14 protein-coding genes and 1 pseudogene are annotated in these 16,823 nt (G+C 35.5%); 4 read left to right on the forward strand and 11 right to left on the reverse strand.

All coding sequences use genetic code 11. The features are described 5' to 3' along the window. A pseudogene (locus ES765_RS07095) lies at nt 1–386 on the forward strand (integrase core domain-containing protein); the annotation flags it as partial. 67 nt (nt 387–453) lie between these two features. Next, nucleotides 454–699 carry a hypothetical protein gene (locus tag ES765_RS07100; protein ID WP_410504424.1) on the forward strand — a complete coding sequence of 82 codons (246 nt, stop codon included), beginning with the start codon at nt 454–456 and terminating at the stop codon, nt 697–699. A 113-nt stretch (nt 700–812) separates the two neighbouring features. Here the strand turns inward: ES765_RS07100 and ES765_RS07105 are convergent, their stop codons facing one another. The 9 genes from ES765_RS07105 to ES765_RS07145 all read right to left on the reverse strand — a co-directional run bounded on the left by ES765_RS07105 (nt 813) and on the right by ES765_RS07145 (nt 11,594). Beyond that, nucleotides 813–1,985, reverse strand: a complete 1,173-nt coding sequence (locus ES765_RS07105; RefSeq protein WP_138112667.1) for an OmpA family protein — start codon at nt 1,983–1,985, stop codon at nt 813–815. Nucleotides 1,986–2,254: 269 nt separating this feature from the next. Beyond that, a complete protein-coding gene (locus ES765_RS07110) occupies nt 2,255–2,563 on the reverse strand; it encodes a hypothetical protein (protein ID WP_138112669.1) in 309 nt (102 codons plus the stop codon). Beyond that, nucleotides 2,526–3,665: an N-acetyl-alpha-D-glucosaminyl L-malate synthase BshA gene (gene bshA, locus ES765_RS07115; protein WP_138112671.1), complete on the reverse strand. Its 1,140-nt coding sequence runs from the start codon at nt 3,663–3,665 to the stop codon at nt 2,526–2,528. Before bshA ends, ES765_RS07110 begins: the two co-directional genes overlap by 38 nt. Nucleotides 3,666–3,682: 17 nt before the next feature. Further along, nucleotides 3,683–6,592, reverse strand: a complete 2,910-nt coding sequence (locus tag ES765_RS07120) for a glycoside hydrolase family 3 N-terminal domain-containing protein (protein ID WP_138112673.1) — start codon at nt 6,590–6,592, stop codon at nt 3,683–3,685. A gap of 88 nt (nt 6,593–6,680) precedes the next feature. Further along, complete coding sequence (locus ES765_RS07125; protein WP_138112675.1) at nt 6,681–7,163, reverse strand: ABC transporter ATPase; 483 nt, start codon at nt 7,161–7,163, stop codon at nt 6,681–6,683. Between the two features lie 40 nt (nt 7,164–7,203). Continuing rightward, on the reverse strand, nt 7,204–7,995 hold the full coding sequence (locus tag ES765_RS07130) for a (Fe-S)-binding protein (protein WP_138112677.1): 792 nt from the start codon (nt 7,993–7,995) through the stop codon (nt 7,204–7,206). Between the two features lie 8 nt (nt 7,996–8,003). Beyond that, nucleotides 8,004–9,329, reverse strand: coding sequence for a (Fe-S)-binding protein (locus ES765_RS07135; RefSeq protein ID WP_138112679.1), 1,326 nt, complete (start codon nt 9,327–9,329; stop codon nt 8,004–8,006). Between the two features lie 4 nt (nt 9,330–9,333). Continuing rightward, complete coding sequence (locus ES765_RS07140; RefSeq protein ID WP_138112681.1) at nt 9,334–10,299, reverse strand: MlaD family protein; 966 nt, start codon at nt 10,297–10,299, stop codon at nt 9,334–9,336. 47 nt (nt 10,300–10,346) lie between these two features. Next, nucleotides 10,347–11,594, reverse strand: coding sequence for an N-acetylmuramoyl-L-alanine amidase (locus ES765_RS07145; protein WP_138112683.1), 1,248 nt, complete (start codon nt 11,592–11,594; stop codon nt 10,347–10,349). Nucleotides 11,595–11,698: 104 nt separating this feature from the next. Between ES765_RS07145 and ES765_RS07150 the strand changes: the two genes are divergently transcribed. After that, the gene (locus ES765_RS07150) at nt 11,699–14,461 is read left to right on the forward strand and encodes a putative LPS assembly protein LptD (RefSeq protein WP_249356265.1); all 2,763 of its coding nucleotides are present in this window, start codon (nt 11,699–11,701) and stop codon (nt 14,459–14,461) included. Between the two features lie 17 nt (nt 14,462–14,478). Then, nucleotides 14,479–14,859, forward strand: a complete 381-nt coding sequence (locus tag ES765_RS07155) for a RidA family protein (RefSeq protein ID WP_138112687.1) — start codon at nt 14,479–14,481, stop codon at nt 14,857–14,859. Between the two features lie 4 nt (nt 14,860–14,863). Here the strand turns inward: ES765_RS07155 and ES765_RS07160 are convergent, their stop codons facing one another. Together ES765_RS07160 and gap are read right to left on the reverse strand one after the other, a co-directional pair. Beyond that, complete coding sequence (locus ES765_RS07160) at nt 14,864–15,715, reverse strand: N-acetylglucosamine kinase (RefSeq protein ID WP_138112689.1); 852 nt, start codon at nt 15,713–15,715, stop codon at nt 14,864–14,866. Between the two features lie 87 nt (nt 15,716–15,802). Further along, on the reverse strand, nt 15,803–16,804 hold the full coding sequence (gap, locus tag ES765_RS07165; RefSeq protein WP_138112691.1) for a type I glyceraldehyde-3-phosphate dehydrogenase: 1,002 nt from the start codon (nt 16,802–16,804) through the stop codon (nt 15,803–15,805). Nucleotides 16,805–16,823: the final 19 nt, after the last annotated feature.

Genomic DNA, 16,823 nt, shown 5'->3' on the forward strand with positions numbered 1-16,823 from the left:
TGAGCGATAATTTAACAACACAGGATACCATTATTTCTGCATGGCATATGGCTATAAAATCTAATGTAATTACAGAACAACTCATTTTTCACTCAGATAGAGGTTCTCAATATGCTAGTTATAAATTTACCAATATTCTAAAAAGCTATAATGGATTGGTAAAACAAAGTATGAGCAGAAAAGGTAACTGTTGGGATAATGCTGTAGCTGAATCATTCTTTAAGAGTTTGAAAGTAGAATGAGTATATAAACACAATTACTGCCTTAGATCTGAAGCAGAGCTATCTGACTTTCAATGGATCGAAACATGGTATAATAGACGAAGAATACACTCCTCTTTGGGGTATAAAACTATTAAAGAATTTGAACTAGAAATGTATAATTAAAATGTAGCAGCATAACTCTTATCTAATTGTCCACTTTTTTGTTGCAAGTCCAAAACATGGAGCATCTATATCTCGGACAAGCACCACAGTGAACCTTGTTTGGAAATCCGAAGATTTTGATAATGACATTATTGGGTATAATGTATACTTTGGTGAATCTACTGACCCAACCTTGTTCGAAACAGATGTAGTTGAAACTAGATTTAATGGAATTGCAGTGAATCCTGGAAAGACCTATTATTGGAATATAGTTACGAAAAATAGCATAGGAAACGAATCAGTATCCCCGATTTTCACGTTCACCGTAGGATAAATCCAAATTATAATTATAAAATTCTTACTGTATACATATTTAAAATCCGATTATAGAAAAAGCCCGTTAGAAGCATATTTATCTAACGGACTTTACTAAAATTAAATTATGTACTAAAAATCAGTAATTATAAACTCCGACCTTCTGTTTAAAGCATGTTTCTCCTCTGAACAATACGTAGTATCATCACACTCATTTAATAACTTTCGTTCTCCATAAGCCTCTGTTAATAATTTTGAAGCCGCTGTACCAGTGCCCAATAAATACGCTTTTGTATTATCTACCCTTCGTTGGGAGAGCCAATCATTATATTTAGACGCTCCTCTAGCATCTGTATGCGAGGTTATTTTTAATTTCAAGGTTGGGATTTCCTCCAGCATCATTGCCAAAGAATCTATAATGGTTTTAGATTTTTTGTTTATTTTGGAAGAATTAAAATCGAAATACACATATCCCAAATTATCGATTCTTGACCTTATATCGTCTTTTCTCTTAATAAGGGCGTCTAATTTTGCTTTTTCAGCAGCAGCTAATGCAGTTTCTTTTTCAAGTCTTTCCGCCAGCAGTGCTTCGTCCTTTAATCTGTTAACCTCTGCAATAGAATCCATTTGACGTTGCTTCTCCTTTTCGATAGCTGCCAAAAGTTCTAACTTTTCTTCACCTCTTTTAGATAAACCTTTTTCTATCCCAAATTGATAAACAACCCCTGCTGCGTGTTGAATATGATTGGATGCTCCATCCGATTGACTCATAGCCCATTTACCAGAAGAACTAAAATCCAAGCCCCATCGATCCGAAAACCACGTCCTGAATCCGACAACAGCATTGTAGGTGCCACGACCCAAGTTATCAGCATCCGTATAACCGGCTCCAATACCAACATAGGGATCAAACCAACCTGTTTGTCCTATTATTTTATTCAAATCATACGTAATTCTTGCATCAAGACCATAGTAATCTATACTCTCCGAGTTCACCCTATTATCAATAGTATTTCCTTTTTGGTATGTATTATACGTCCCAATGGCTTCAACTCCTAACCCATTTTTAAAATAACGACCGATACTGACCCTTGAAGGAAAGGGAACCATATTCCATTCATCAGTTATATTAAAAAAACCATCAAAAACATTTCCAGCATCATCAACGGCATTGAATCCAACACCTATCATCCATGAACTTTGGACGATACTGTCCTTGGCGGTAATTTGAAGATCATCTTGAGCAAAGGCCGGAAAACTGAGCCCTATCAATACGAGTAAAATAAGAAAATTAAAAGTTTTCATTTTTATAAATTTGGGATTAAAGTGTAAACTTAGTGGAAAGGGATTGAATACTATAAAAAAGTACTTTGAATAGCACTTAAAATCGATAGTGGGTTGAATTTTTGTGAAATATCAATAAATCTTCACTCTTTGTGAATGCTTTTGGTCTCTTAAGAAAGTTTATATATCTGAAATAGCCTTGTAATTGTGGTCGTATTCGTAGTTGCTTTGAAAGCGACCTACTTCAATACTACTGTCGTACTATCCGAAGTTTTTATTGACGATTACTTTTATGTTCTCCTAGACTCCATATAATAACCAATTCTTTTGTGAAATCTATTTCGGGAACAGGAATTACTACTTTCTTGTTCTATTAATATTTCAAAAAAATCAGTTAAGCTAGCTTGGTCCTTAAATACTAAAAATTCTTCTTCTTTACTTCCACCATAATTATCTTGTACTATTAATTGCATAGCATCAACATTAGAGCGGTTATTCAGATGTTGGCCTTTACAGGAAGCCAAAAAAGTATAATGGATATAGCCTATAGGAATAATAGATTTAAGTATTTTTAAAACGACCTTTAAAAGCCCTTTCATAAACTTCCTCATACAAAGGCAGTACCTTCTGTATATCAAATCTATGTGCCTCCTTAAGCGCATTCATCTTGAACCTTTCCAATACATCATCATTTTTTAGAATAGTAATTGCTTTAGATGCCATGTCCTCAATATCGCCTACATCGCTAAGAAAACCACTTACCCCCTCTTTGTTAACCTCAGGAATACCACCAGCATTGCTTGAAATCACCGGAACTTTATTAATCATAGCTTCTAAAGCCGCAAGTCCAAAACTTTCTGTTTCTGATGGCAAAAGAAACAAATCTGAAAAACATAAAATTTTATCTATTTCATTACTATTCCCTAAAAAGATAACCTTATTCGCTATCCCTAATTCCTCGCATAAACGTTCAGCACCTTCTTTTTCAGGTCCTTCACCTACCATAATAAGTTTAGAAGGTATTTCTAATTGAATTTTACTGAACACTTTTATAACATCAGGAATTCGCTTTACTTTTCTAAAGTTACTTATGTGGGTGATAATGCGCTCATCTTCACTAGCCATATTAGAACGCTGACAGTCCGTAAATGATGTACTATACTTTTTGGTGTCTATAAAATTAGGGATGACTTCAATATCTTTCTTAATATCAAAAATCTCCAAGGTTCCTTTCTTTAAACTTTCAGATACAGACGTCACAACATCAGATTGGTTGATACTAAAGGTTACCGCCGGTTTATAGACTGGGTGCTTACCAACCAAGGTAATATCGGTTCCATGTAACGTTGTTATCATTGGGACATAAATACCCTCTTCCTCCAACATTTTCTTGGCCATATACCCTGCATAGGCATGTGGTATCGCATAATGCACATGTAATAAGTCTATTTTATGAAGCTTGATGGTATCTACTAATTTGCTTGATAATGCCAATTCGTAAGGCTGATAATGAAAGAGTGGATATTCTGGCACATGAACTTCATGAAAGAATATTTTATTACTCAATAATTCTAAGCGAACGGGTTGCTTGTAGGTTACAAAGTGAACCTCATGGCCTCTATTTGCCAATGCAATTCCTAATTCTGTTGCTACAACGCCACTACCACCAAAGGTAGGATAACATACTATTGCTATTTTCATTACTACAAAATTAGTTTTTAATTTAAAATTGAGTCATAAATCACTTGTTGAATTCTTGTCCTTAACGCAGATTTAACTAATAGGGTATTCGATGCAGATGGATAAGTTCTGTTGGATAAAAAGACATAAACAATCTCTTCTTCTGGGTCTGCCCATGTATATGTACCCGTAAAACCACTATGTCCAAAACTTTTTCTCGACACACAACCGCAGGTAGGCCCACTGTGTTCTAATTGCGGTTTATCAAAGCCAACGCCTCTCCGAACATTTTTGTCACAAAAATAACAGGTATTAAATTTCTTAACCGTTCTAGAATCGAAAAACTTAGTTCCACCATAATACCCATCTTGCAAATACATTTGCATAATTTTTGCGATATCATTCGAATTACTAAAAAGACCCGCATGCCCTCCTACTCCGCCTTGCATTGCGGCCCCCATATCATGAACATACCCTTGTACGGTACCGTATCTGTAATAATCATCTTCTTCTGAAGGAACAATGACATCTTTCTCAAATCTACTCAGTGGATTATACCCCGTTCGATAGGCTCCTAAGCGACTATAAAGAAATTTGTTAGACAGATAATCTAAAGATTGACCATAATTTTCCTCAATCACTTTCTTCATTACATAGTAAGGTACATCGCTGTAACGATACCGGTTCGACTTCAAATCCTGTCTTCCTATTCTATTGTAAATGGAATCTTGATAAGCATCTGCCAAATAAAGGTTATCATAAACTTTTGTTGAGAATCCTGGTATAGGAGCATTTCGATAAAATTCGGATGAAGGCTTTCTATTCTTGTCTAACGTGCTAATATAAAAAGGAATCCATGCAGGCAGACGCCCATAATGGGATAAAGCTTTTAGAACGGTTACATTTTTTATTTCAGTATCTGAATAATTTGGAACTAATTCTTCAAAGGTGTCATTCAGTTCGATTTTTCCTTCTTCCTCCATTTTCATGACCATTGGTAATGTTGACAATATTTTAGTCAATGAAGCTAAATCATAGAGGTATTCATTAGTAATCTTCTCCTTACTGTCGTATGTAGGTTTCCCAAAACTTTTCTGATAGACCACCTTTCCTTTTCTAGCGATAAGAATTTGTGCACCAGGAAACATCAAACTATCCAAGCCACCCTCAACCATATGGTCAACTTTTTGCAAGCCTTTTGAACTTAAACCAACCCTTTCTGGTATACTATACCCTAACCTGCTCAGTGATGTGGTGTGCAAGCCTGTATTAACTGGAAATTCTTTAGTAGCACTTACTGGTAATTTACCCGCCGCGCCTAATGCACCAAAAAGTATTTCAGCAGTTTTTTCTTGAGCAATATCACTATTCTGATAAGCCATAACGACGGCATCAATACTTTGAAACGTTTGAATATCTGACAAAGCATAAGGCTTAGCAAATACACACAGTATTAAATTAGAGGTTCTTTCATTTGCTATTTCCTGCAACCAATTCAGCTCTTTTGTAGAAAATTTATAGGCCTTCCAAGGGCTTTCATTGCTTTTATGATGCCCTACAATTACAAGATTAAATTCCTTTAATTTAATCTTTAGCGTATTTATATCATTTGCATCTACTACCGTTACATTTGCGTAGTTTTTAATTCCTTTTACAAATGCATCGTTTGATGCATCCCCAAATTTAACATAGGCTATTTTCTTATTGTCCAAGTTCTTAATGGCTAGTAAATCCATTTGGTTCTTTAATACAGTAATAGCATTCTCTATAGCCTCTTCGTATACAATATCATTATCCAAACCATTTAGGTCTTTATATAAATTTTCAAGCACTACAGGCTTATAATTGTTTAGACCCGCTTTGTATTTAGCCATTAATATTTTCTTGACCGAATATGCTAAACGACCTTCGGTCAATCTTCCTTTTTTATAGGCACCTATTAATTTTTGCTTGGCGCTTACAATATTTTCAGGCATTAAAAGCATATCGTTTCCTGCCATAAATGCTGCCAATTCAACTTCACCATCAACACCTTTGGTCGATACACCTTTCATATTTAGCGCATCTGTAAAAATCAACCCTTCATAACCCATCTCTTCTTTCAGCAGACCAGAAATAATCTGCTCTGAAATAGACGATGGCAGTCCCTTTTTAAGTTCTAATGCTGGCACTTCTAAATGAGCAACCATAATGCTACTTAATCCCGCTTCGATAAGTTTTTTAAATGGATACAACTCCAAACTATCAAGACGTTGTTTAGAAAAAGGAATAACCGGTAAATTATGATGGGAATCAACAGCAGTATCCCCATGCCCAGGAAAATGTTTTCCATTTGCCAAAACCCCTGCACGCTCCATACCCTTTATAAATGCGATACCTTTCTCAACTACATTATCTCTATTCTCACCAAAAGAACGGTTACCGATAATTGGGTTTTTTGGATTTGTATTAATATCCAAATCTGGAGCAAAATTAATATGCACCCCAAGTCTAGCGGCATGCTTACCTATTTGATACCCTACTTTTTCAATTATAGCACTATCTTGAATAGCGCCTAAGGTCATATTCCATGGAAATGCGTAGGTAGAATCTAAGCGCATTGAAAGACCCCATTCCGCATCCATTCCAATCAATAATGGAATTTTTGAGACCGATTGATATTCATTGTTCAATTTCGCCTGTCTAACTGGTCCTCCCTTAGAAAAAATTACACCACCTAAATGCTCTTTTACAACCAAGTTTTTTATCTGGTTTGTCGCTTGTTTATTTTGATTGGAAGCTACGCTTACCATAAATAATTGACCCAATTTTTCATCTAATGACATTTGGTCATATTGCAAAGTCACCCAACGTTGCTGGGCAAGGCTATCTATTGTAACCAACGGATTTTGTGCAATAGCACTAAAATCAGCTAATAACCCAAAAATTAAAAGTAAAATAAAGCGCATAGTAATGTATGTATGGAGATAACTAGAATGAAATTATTGTATTTCACCGATAAAACCCAATAAATAATAAGTGCTAGGAGGAAAGCTATTATAGAAAACGAGCATGCCAACTTTCGGAAGCAGGTACTTCCCAGTGTTCAAGATATTCCCCCTTATTGGTTACCAAGTTATTAAAGACGATTGTGTTTTTTGAAACGGCTTTTTGTTTTGCCATCGCCTTAAAATCAAGTAGACTTTTATACGCAACGAATTCACCTTGTTTGTAGGACACATTCATTTTATCAAGCAACATTACGTCGTACTTCTTCTCTAATTGTTGAATAAAATGAACAGAAGCATCAATAGAACAACCTGTAGCATCTTGTGTACTTTGGTCTAGCGAAATAACTATAAACCTTTTATATTTTATTTCATAACCAGCGTTTAAATCATTGCCATGAGCGGTCCAATTTTCTATAAATGAATCTAATTCTGTACGGATTTCCAATAATTCATCTTCAGAAAAAGACCGGTTACATTGATAAATCCAGACTCTGGCAGTTTCGGGTAATGTGTTAAATTCTACTAGCAAATTATTTTATTTTTCAAATTGAAACTATGTCGTGTGTATTTTATAAATCTTCTGCGGTTGCAATCAATTCTGCAATATCCATTACTGCAATACTATCTTCCTTTTCTTTATTTTTAACACCATCGGTCATCATGGTATTACAAAAAGGACAACCTGCAGCAATTATCTCGGGTTTAGCATCTAGCGCTTGTTCGGTACGTTCAATATTAATATCCTTGTCGCCTTTTTCCGGCTCCTTGAACATTTGAGCCCCACCGGCGCCGCAACAAAGACCTCTTTGTTTACAGCTTTTCATTTCGACCAACTCAGCATCTAATTTTCTAATTAAGTCTCGTGGAGCTTCATAAACGTCGTTTGCTCTTCCTAAATAACAGGGGTCATGAAACGTGATTCGCTTTCCTTTAAACATACCACCTTCCATAGAAATTCGGCCTTCAGTAAGCAGTTGTTTTAAAAACTGCGTATGGTGAACTACTTCATAAGTACCTCCTAAACCAGGATATTCATTTTTTATGGTGTTAAAGCAATGCGGGCATGCCGTAACAATTTTTTTTATCTCATACCCATTAAGCACTTCGATATTGGTAACAGCTTGCATCTGAAACAAAAATTCATTTCCAGCTCGTTTGGCCGGGTCTCCAGTACAACTTTCCTCTGTACCTAAGACTGCAAATGAAACATTTGCTTTATTCAGAATTTTAACGAAGGCTTTAGTTATTTTTTTTGCCCTATCATCAAAGCTACCGGCACAACCTACCCAAAATAAAACTTCAGGCATCGTACCTGACGCAAAAAATTCTGCCATTGTAGGCACTCTTAGTTCATTTGCCATAGTATTCTTTAAGATTCTTTACTCCAGTTTAAGCGGTCCATTTGGTTAAATGGCCAAGGTGCTCCATTATTCTCAATATTACCCATCATATTATTTAAATCTGTTGGTGCAGCAGATTGTTCCATTACCAAATATTGTCTCATATCCATTATAATGGACAAAGGGTCTATACTTACCGGACATGCTTCTACACAGGCATTACAGGTAGTACACGCCCATAATTCTTCTGGAGTAATATAATCGTTTAACAACTGTTTTCCGTCATCTTTAAACTCCCCGTTATTCTTATCCATAATATTACCCACTTCTTCTAAACGGTCACGGGTATCCATCATAATTTTTCGAGGCGATAATTTTTTACCGGTTTGGCTGGCAGGGCATTCATCTGTGCACCGACCACATTCGGTACAGGTATATGCATTTAATAATTGTACCCAACTTAAATCTTGAACATCAGAAGCACCAAACTTATCTGGTACCGCAGCGTCTTCTGCAGGTTCTGCATACGGGTCAGCATCTGGGTCCATCATCATACGAACTTCATCTGTAACAGATCGCAAATTCTTGAATTGACCTTTTGGCATTAAACGCCCATAATACGTATTTGGAAATGCAAGAAGAATATGTAAATGTTTAGAATAATATAAATAGTTGAGGAAAAATAAAATTCCCGCAATATGCAACCACCAAGCCGTACGCTCTACTACTATTAAAGTTGACATGGAGATATTCTCAAATAACGGAGCTATTATACTACCAATAGGATAAGCACCTGCTTTCACATAATGAACTGCTCCCATTTGCTGCAATTGATAATCGGCGGCGTTCATAGTCAAGAACAAAACCATTAATACTAATTCAATATATAAAATAAGATTTCCATCTTGCTTAGGCCATCCTTCCATTTCTGGTTTAATAAACCGTTTCAAACGAATAAGGTTTCTTCTAGCCCAAAAAGCAATCACTGCAATAATTACAAGTAAAGCCAATACTTCGAATGAAGCAATAAGTACATCATAAACAGGACCTAAAACTGAAAACAATCTGTGTGTACCGAAAATACCATCAAGAATTATTTCAAGAACTTCTATATTTATAATTACAAAACCAACATAAACAATTACATGAAGCGCACCAGCAATAGGGCGAACAACCATTTTAGTTTGACCCAAGGCTATCTTAGCCATATTAGTCCATCGTTGGGCTTTATTGTCGGATACAGAAACATCCTTACCAAGGAATATATTTCGTTTTAACTTTGAAATATTCTTCACAAAAAAACCTATACCTACGAGTAGGAGAATAACAAAGAGGATGTTTGGGAGATACTGCATAAATTTATTCTTCTATTTTCTCAGCTGGATCGTCTTCAGGAACTGTATAATCCTTTTGTTTTTTACCGAAAACTGAAACGTTCACATACCGCTTAGGATTTAATCGTAAATCTTGTAAAAGAAGATCTAATTCCTTAGTCGTGCTATTTAAATTAGTATATAATTCCTTGTCTGTCATTAGTAGCCCTAGCGTACCATCTCCATTTTCGATTTTTTGGGCTACATTATCCAAACTGGTCATTGTAGATTCTAGACGTGCTAAAGTTCGTCCTAATCCTGCGGCATTTATAGAATCTGAAAGCTTTGCGAAATTTGAAGTAAGCACGTCAAAATTCTTAAAAGAATTATTTAATTTATCTTTATTATCCACTAATATGGTATTAAGAGAAGCTGCACTACCATTAAGACTTACTATTAAATCGTTCAAACCAACAATAACCTCTTTTAATTCTTTCTTAGTATTCGTATCCAAAACAGAATTTACATTTACCAAAACAGAGTCTGCACCAGAAATAGCAGATTCAAATTTACGCACTAACGGTGTTAATTTTTGTTGTGCCAAATCGGTAATTCCTGGTCTAGTCTCGGTTCTTAACGTATCACCAGATTGAGCTAAACCAGTTGCATCAAAAACAGGTCTAATTTGCAATCCCTTACCTCCTATTATACCCGTATCATAGAGCTCTACAATACTATTTTTAGAAAACTTAAAATCATTACTAACGTTAAAAGTTACTAATAGATTTCCCTTTTCGTCCAAAAATTTTATGTTGTTCACTTTACCGACGCTAAATCCATTAATTGAAACCGTAGTCCCAGACTGAAGTCCGCCGACATTAGGGTAAATGGCATACAGAGTTTTGCTATTGTCAAAAATAGGAGTAGATTTCAAATAACTGAATCCCATGATAAACAATAGAATTCCTCCTATTACGATAATTCCTGTTTTTAATTCTCTAGATAGTTTCAAGCAATTATATTTTTGGTACACTCAAAATTAGGAATAAAATTCACACTTTAAGGGGTTAATTCAGAAACCTCATCTATTGCCTCTTTAATAGAAATCCTCTCCCCCAACCTGTATGCTACAATATACGCTGTTTTATATCCTTTATCGACTGCAAGGGATTGCATCATTTTCGCTTCTCTATACGACCTTGTCTCCCCATACATATATCGATACAAGTTTTTGTAAGGCTCTTGTGAAAGGCTAGAGAGACCGTTAAAATTAGCCCCATTAAGCTGCAAATTTTTACTACTCGCCATTAATTGAATTTTAAACATAATGGAGGCTACCACTTCTTTAGAAGTAATAGCCTGTTTAGGTTTATCGTCGGTTATAGATTTTTGTTTCTTAATTTCTGCAACTTTACCATTTGAACCAACTGTAATTACATCTTTTTCGCCATCAACCTTCTCTGTAATTTCTTCCGTTACAGCCGTTGCTTTTGGTTTTGAGACTATAGTTTCAACCGCTTTAACAGTTGGCTGAACACCCTCTTTATAGTTCAATATTGCCTTGGCGATAGCACCTCCCATATCGGCCTGCCCTTTATTTGAATTCAAATAAGCACCCTCATCTTTATTCGTTAAAAAGCCCGTTTCTACCAAGACACTAGGCATAAAAGTTTGATGCAAAACAATAAACCCAGCTTGCTTCACCTTTCTATCGGTTCTTTTTAATGAATTGGAAAAATTTTCTTGAATCATCGTAGCCAGTGCCACACTTTGGTCTAAAAACTCCTCTTGCATAATCGTAAGACCAATTACAGATTCTGGTGAATTGATATCATAATCCGCATATCGGTTTTCATAATTATCTTCTAAATAAATAACGGAGTTTTCCTTCTTGGCAATTTCAAAATTTTGCTTATTTGCGTGCAATCCAAGCACAAAAGTTCCGGCACCATGAGCATCTGAAGTGTGTGAATCACAATGAACGGAGACAAACAAATCAGCATTAGCCTTATTAGCAACCTCTCCCCTAACAAACAAATCAATAAACGTATCATCTTTACGTGTATAAATAACTTTAATATCCTTATTCTTCGATAAAATCTCACCGACTTTCAAAACAATATGTAACGCAATTTTTTTCTCCAAATATCCATTTCCCAAATTTCCTGGGTCATGTCCACCATGTCCGGCATCCAGTACAACAATGAAAGGGTCTTCTGATTTTATTTCTTCTTTGGGGCTAGAAAAAGATTGAATCAATAATGACACTGCCAAAACAAGTGAAAAGCAAATAGATTTTATTTTCATAAGTACTAGGGATTATATAGCCCTGATAATGGTTAAATTTATTGTAACACCCTACATAGGGAATAAAAAATATATGTAAGTTTGACATCTGAAACAATGGCTCATTGGACTGCCAAACCTTTACAAAAATAGGATATATAGCCTTGCAATCAAACAAACACTACTTACTTTTCCTATTTGTCATTTTTGTTGCATGCTTTTATGCTCATGCACAAGAAGGTAAGATTACAACGCTTAATATTAAGGTACAAAAAGATTCAATAAGCGCACCCCTATTCCCTTCCCTAAATAGTAGAGATTCAACTGCTACCGATTCTTTGGCTAAAGATTCACTTAACCGGAAGCCACCGTTACTTTTAGACAAAATCACCTACAAAGCAAAGGATTATGTCAAATTAAGTCAAAAAGAAAATAAAATATACCTCTACAACGAGGCTGAAATATACTATCAAGATACCGAAATTAAGGCTGGAATAATCATAATGGATTATATCAAAAATGAGGTCTATGCTGGTAGAATTAAAGACTCTTTGGGTAATTATAGTCAACTACCCTATTTTAAACAAGGTACGAACATTATCATACCAGATTCTATTCGATTTAATTTTGATTCTCAAAAAGCACTAATTTGGAACTCACGAACTGAACAACAAGCAGCTGCAGGTCAATTGGGTAGTGATGCCATGAAAGTGTATGCCGAAATCACTAAAAAGGAAAATGACTCAGTTTACTTTTTAAGTGAAGGAAAACTGACAACCTCTACAGATACTATAAACCCCGATTATTACATCAGGGTAAGAAAAGCAAAATTTGTGCCAAAAAAGAAAGTAATTGCCGGTTTTAGCAACCTATATATTGCCGATGTGCCTACGCCGATAGCTATGCCATTTGCTTATTTTCCATTATCCGTTGGAAGGTCTGCAGGTATTTTGATGCCCTCTTTTGGTAACGACCCTAATACAGGCTATTTCTTACAAGATATGGGCTATTATGTTCCATTAGGCGATTATGCAGATGTAACCCTTTCGGGTGATTTTTATACAAACGGTAGTTATGCTTTTAGGACCGCATCTATATATACGAAGCGGTATAAATATAGGGGTAATGTTAATTTACGATACGAAAATCAAGTTCGAAGTCAAAAAGGCTTTAGTGACTACAGTTTATCAAGAAACTATAACATTCAATTTTCACATTCCCAAGATCCAAAATCAAGTCCTAATTCTAGGTTTTCGGCATCGGTTAACCTAGGTAGTAGTGAATATTATAGGAACTCTTTGCAACAAAGAAATTTACCCAACACGCAAAACAACACGCTATCATCTTCTATATCATACTCAAAGACATTTCCGGCCTATCCATCGGTAAATATGAGCATGACTGCTACTCATTCACAATTAACCTCACCGAATGCAACAGCAAATATTAATGATAACATTACCATGACCCTGCCAACATTTCAGGCAAGTATGGAGCGTATTTTTCCATTTGCAAAAAGAGATGGCATAAAAAAGGGCATTATACAGAACATCAATTTTCAATATGATGTAAATGCACAGAATAGGCTAACAACCAACGATGATGACTTTTTAACCGGTAGAATGTTTGATAATGCTAAAGTTGGCTCACGACATCGTATTCCCGTAAGTACCAACTTCAAGGTAGCTAAATTTTTTAGTGTTAGTGTCGGTGGTAATTATGAAGATGTTTGGACCTTAGAGACCTATAACAAACGTTTTGATTCAGAAAACGAAACTATAGTCACGGATACCATTAACGGTTTTGACCGCTACAATAAGTATAATTTTAGCACTAGTATAGGAACCACTCTCTATGGAACTTTTGACCTTGGAGAAGACAAAAAGATACAAGCAATTCGTCATACAATGCGACCATCTATCAGCTATGGTTACGCTCCATCTTTCGACCAATTTTATGATGAATACATAGATGGTGAAGGGGATGTAGTTCAATTTAGCCGATTTCAAGGAACCTTAAATGGCGCACCTTCATTAGGCAAATCAAATAGTTTAGGGTTTTCTTTAGCCAATACTTTAGAAGCCAAAGTACGGGACAAAGATTCTACAAAAATAGAACCTAAAAAAGTTTCATTATTAAGCAATTTCAATATCTCAACAGGTTATAATTTTGAATCTGATTCCTTACGACTAAATCCACTTAACATAAATGGTGGTACAAATATTCTCGACAACAAAATGTCGATTAACTTTTCTGCTGCCCTAGATCCGTATGCCATAGATAATAATGGCACTAGAATTGACACATGGAATGCAGATAATGGCGGTAGTCTTTTTCGTTTAACCAGGGCAAATGCGAATATTTCATATTCTATTAGTAGTGATATGTTTGGTAAAAATGACGATGATGAAGAGGAAGAAGAGGAAGACCCTTTTGATTATGTAGCCCAAAGTGGTGGTAGAGACGATGATTTATTTGGTAAAGCAGATAGTTTTAACGACAACCCTTTACGCAATAAAGATAAAAATCAAGATGTCGAAAACCCCATTTACGGAACAAAAATACCTTGGAACGTGAGATTGGCTTATTCTGCCAGTTACCTCAATTCAGCTAGGCAAAGTGAGTTTAGTAGCCACTCACTAATGTTTTCTGGGGATATTGAATTAGCCCCAAGATGGAAAATTGGTGGCTCTTCTGGTTATGACTTTAAAAATAATGGGTTCACATTAACCCAACTACGTTTTCAACGTGATTTAAAAAGTTTCTCGATGCGTTTTAACTGGACTCCTTTTGGACAGTATAAAAGATGGTATTTCTTTATTGGAATAGATGCTTCGATTCTTAAAGATCTTAAGTGGGAAAATAGAAGTCAACCTATTAGAAATTAACTAAATTAAAATTTATAATGAAAAAAATAATAAATACTAAAAATGCTCCAGCCCCAATCGGCCCATATAATCAAGCAATTTTGAGTAATGGAACATTGTATATTTCAGGTCAAATACCTATAAATCCAACCACAGGAGAATTGATTTCTGGTGACATTAAAAAGGAAACAGAACAATCAATGGAAAATTTAAAGGCCATTTTAACCGAAGCTAAAATGACCTTTGAACATGTCGTGAAATCATCTATATTTTTAAGTGACATGAACCAGTTCGCTCAAGTAAATGAAGTATATGGTTCTTATTTCAATTCTGAAACTGCGCCCGCTAGAGAAACCGTAGAAGTTGCAAACTTACCCAAGTTTGTAAATGTTGAAATAGCTATGATCGCCGTAAAATAGATTGTTACATATTTGATCGGTGAAATTCAACCAAGCCCTCAATAGGTCTTTGTCGAATTACTCCAACTATAAGATCATTTCTTAGCAACACAGAGGTTAGCTCGTCCCTAAGATAATGGGCAATACTTCCTACAAAATTGATGGGTACTTTAGTAGCCAGTTCAAATTGCATTACGTAGTTATTGATGAATTGCTGAAAGCCTTTATCAATAACACCTTTTGCATAGGGATGCTCTTTATTCTCTATCAAGAAGCGAGCGAAAGTGGCTAGATAGGTATTAGGATTAGGTTGCTTGTATAGGTTCTCTTTGATTACATCTGGATCCAAGTCATGCTGCTTTGCAAATTTGTGTGCTAAGTCAGCAGGCATTTTATGGAAGTAATAATCTCGAATCAATTTACGTCCAAAATAATTTCCACTTCCATCATCCATTGGTATGTAACCCAATGAAATCACTTTTTGAAATAATTGATTACCATCGTAGTAACTACAATTCGAACCTGTACCAAGTATACAGACAATACCTTGATGACCTACCTTAGTAGTAGCAAATATTGCAGCGTACGTATCTTCCTTTATATCAGCCTTAGCATTAGGAAAGAAATCCTTAAAAATTGCCTTTAAGAACGTTTTCATACGATCCGTTCCACAGCCAGCTCCATAAAAATAAAGATGGGACACTTTTTCCCGATTCTTAGAAAGTTCAAAGTTATTGGCCAAGCGATCTTCAATAACATCTTTAGTCAACACCTCTGGACTTAACCCTAATGTCTGCGTTAAAAAAAGTTGCTCTCCTTTATCATTTAGGGCAATCCAGTCTGACTTGGTTGCGCCACTATCTACTATTAAAATCATAAACAGAATGTCTTTAAAAAATAATCCTGAAAATAAGGAAAAAAAGCCTCATTTTCAGGAAATATTTTTATTATACTAAATTGTTAATTATAGTGTATTTACATGCTGAATCAAGTCTACCATTTTGTTGGAGAAACCTGCTTCGTTATCATACCAGCAAATTAATTTGAAGAACTTAGAATTCAATTCGATTCCTGCTCCGGCGTCAAATATACTTGTATGAGATTCCCCAATAAAATCTTGAGAAACAAGCAATTCTTCAGTATACCCTAAAACACCTTTCAATTCTCCTTCAGAAGCATCTTTAAACGCTTTTTTGATTTCTTCGTAAGAAGTCTCTTTTTCTAAACGAACAGTTAAATCAACAACAGAAACATCTGCAGTAGGAACCCTAAAAGCCATACCTGTTAATTTACCTTTCAATGCAGGAATTACTTTTGTTACCGCTACAGCTGCACCGGTGGATGCAGGTATAATGTTCAACATAGCACTTCTACCACCTCTCCAATCTTTTCTTGAAGGACCATCAACGGTCATTTGAGTTGCAGTTGTAGCATGAACCGTTGTCATCAACGCTTCCTCGATACCGAATTTATCATTCAATACTTTGGCCATTGGCGCCAAACAGTTGGTTGTACAAGATGCATTTGAAACAATAGTATCAGATGATTTAGCATCTTTATGATTAACTCCCATTACAAACATTGGAGCATCTTTAGAAGGAGCTGAAATAACTACTTTTTTAGCACCACCATCAATATGATATTGAGCAGTTTCTAACGTTGTAAAAATTCCAGTACACTCAGCAACAGTTGTTGCCCCTACTTCATCCCACTTACAATTTTTAGGATCTCTTTCTGCAGTAATACGAACCGTTTTACCATTTACGACTAAATGACCGTCCTTCACATCAACAGTACCATCAAAAGCACCGTGAACTGAATCATATTTAAGCAAGTAAGCTAAATGCTCAACATCTAACAAATCATTTATGGCAACCACATCTACATCTCCACGTTTTACCGTTGTTCTGAAGACCAATCTTCCTATTCTACCGAAACCGTTTATTCCTACTTTTAAATTTGACATGTTCTCTATTTTTAACGTT

Source organism: Maribacter sp. ACAM166, from assembly GCF_005771495.1.
Classification (GTDB): Bacteria; Bacteroidota; Bacteroidia; order Flavobacteriales; family Flavobacteriaceae; genus Maribacter.

What these genes read in the sequence shown, in the direction of transcription:
- ES765_RS07105 (WP_138112667.1), bottom strand. Translation starts at nt 1,985, where the DNA reads ATGAAAACTTTTAATTTTCTTATTTTACTCGTATTGATAGGGCTCAGT.
- ES765_RS07110 (WP_138112669.1), bottom strand. Translation starts at nt 2,563, where the DNA reads ATGAAAGGGCTTTTAAAGGTCGTTTTAAAAATACTTAAATCTATTATT.
- bshA (WP_138112671.1), bottom strand. Translation starts at nt 3,665, where the DNA reads ATGAAAATAGCAATAGTATGTTATCCTACCTTTGGTGGTAGTGGCGTT.
- ES765_RS07120 (WP_138112673.1), bottom strand. Translation starts at nt 6,592, where the DNA reads ATGCGCTTTATTTTACTTTTAATTTTTGGGTTATTAGCTGATTTTAGT.
- ES765_RS07130 (WP_138112677.1), bottom strand. Translation starts at nt 7,995, where the DNA reads ATGGCAAATGAACTAAGAGTGCCTACAATGGCAGAATTTTTTGCGTCA.
- ES765_RS07135 (WP_138112679.1), bottom strand. Translation starts at nt 9,329, where the DNA reads ATGCAGTATCTCCCAAACATCCTCTTTGTTATTCTCCTACTCGTAGGT.
- ES765_RS07145 (WP_138112683.1), bottom strand. Translation starts at nt 11,594, where the DNA reads ATGAAAATAAAATCTATTTGCTTTTCACTTGTTTTGGCAGTGTCATTA.
- ES765_RS07155 (WP_138112687.1), top strand. Translation starts at nt 14,479, where the DNA reads ATGAAAAAAATAATAAATACTAAAAATGCTCCAGCCCCAATCGGCCCA.
- ES765_RS07160 (WP_138112689.1), bottom strand. Translation starts at nt 15,715, where the DNA reads ATGATTTTAATAGTAGATAGTGGCGCAACCAAGTCAGACTGGATTGCC.
- gap (WP_138112691.1), bottom strand. Translation starts at nt 16,804, where the DNA reads ATGTCAAATTTAAAAGTAGGAATAAACGGTTTCGGTAGAATAGGAAGA.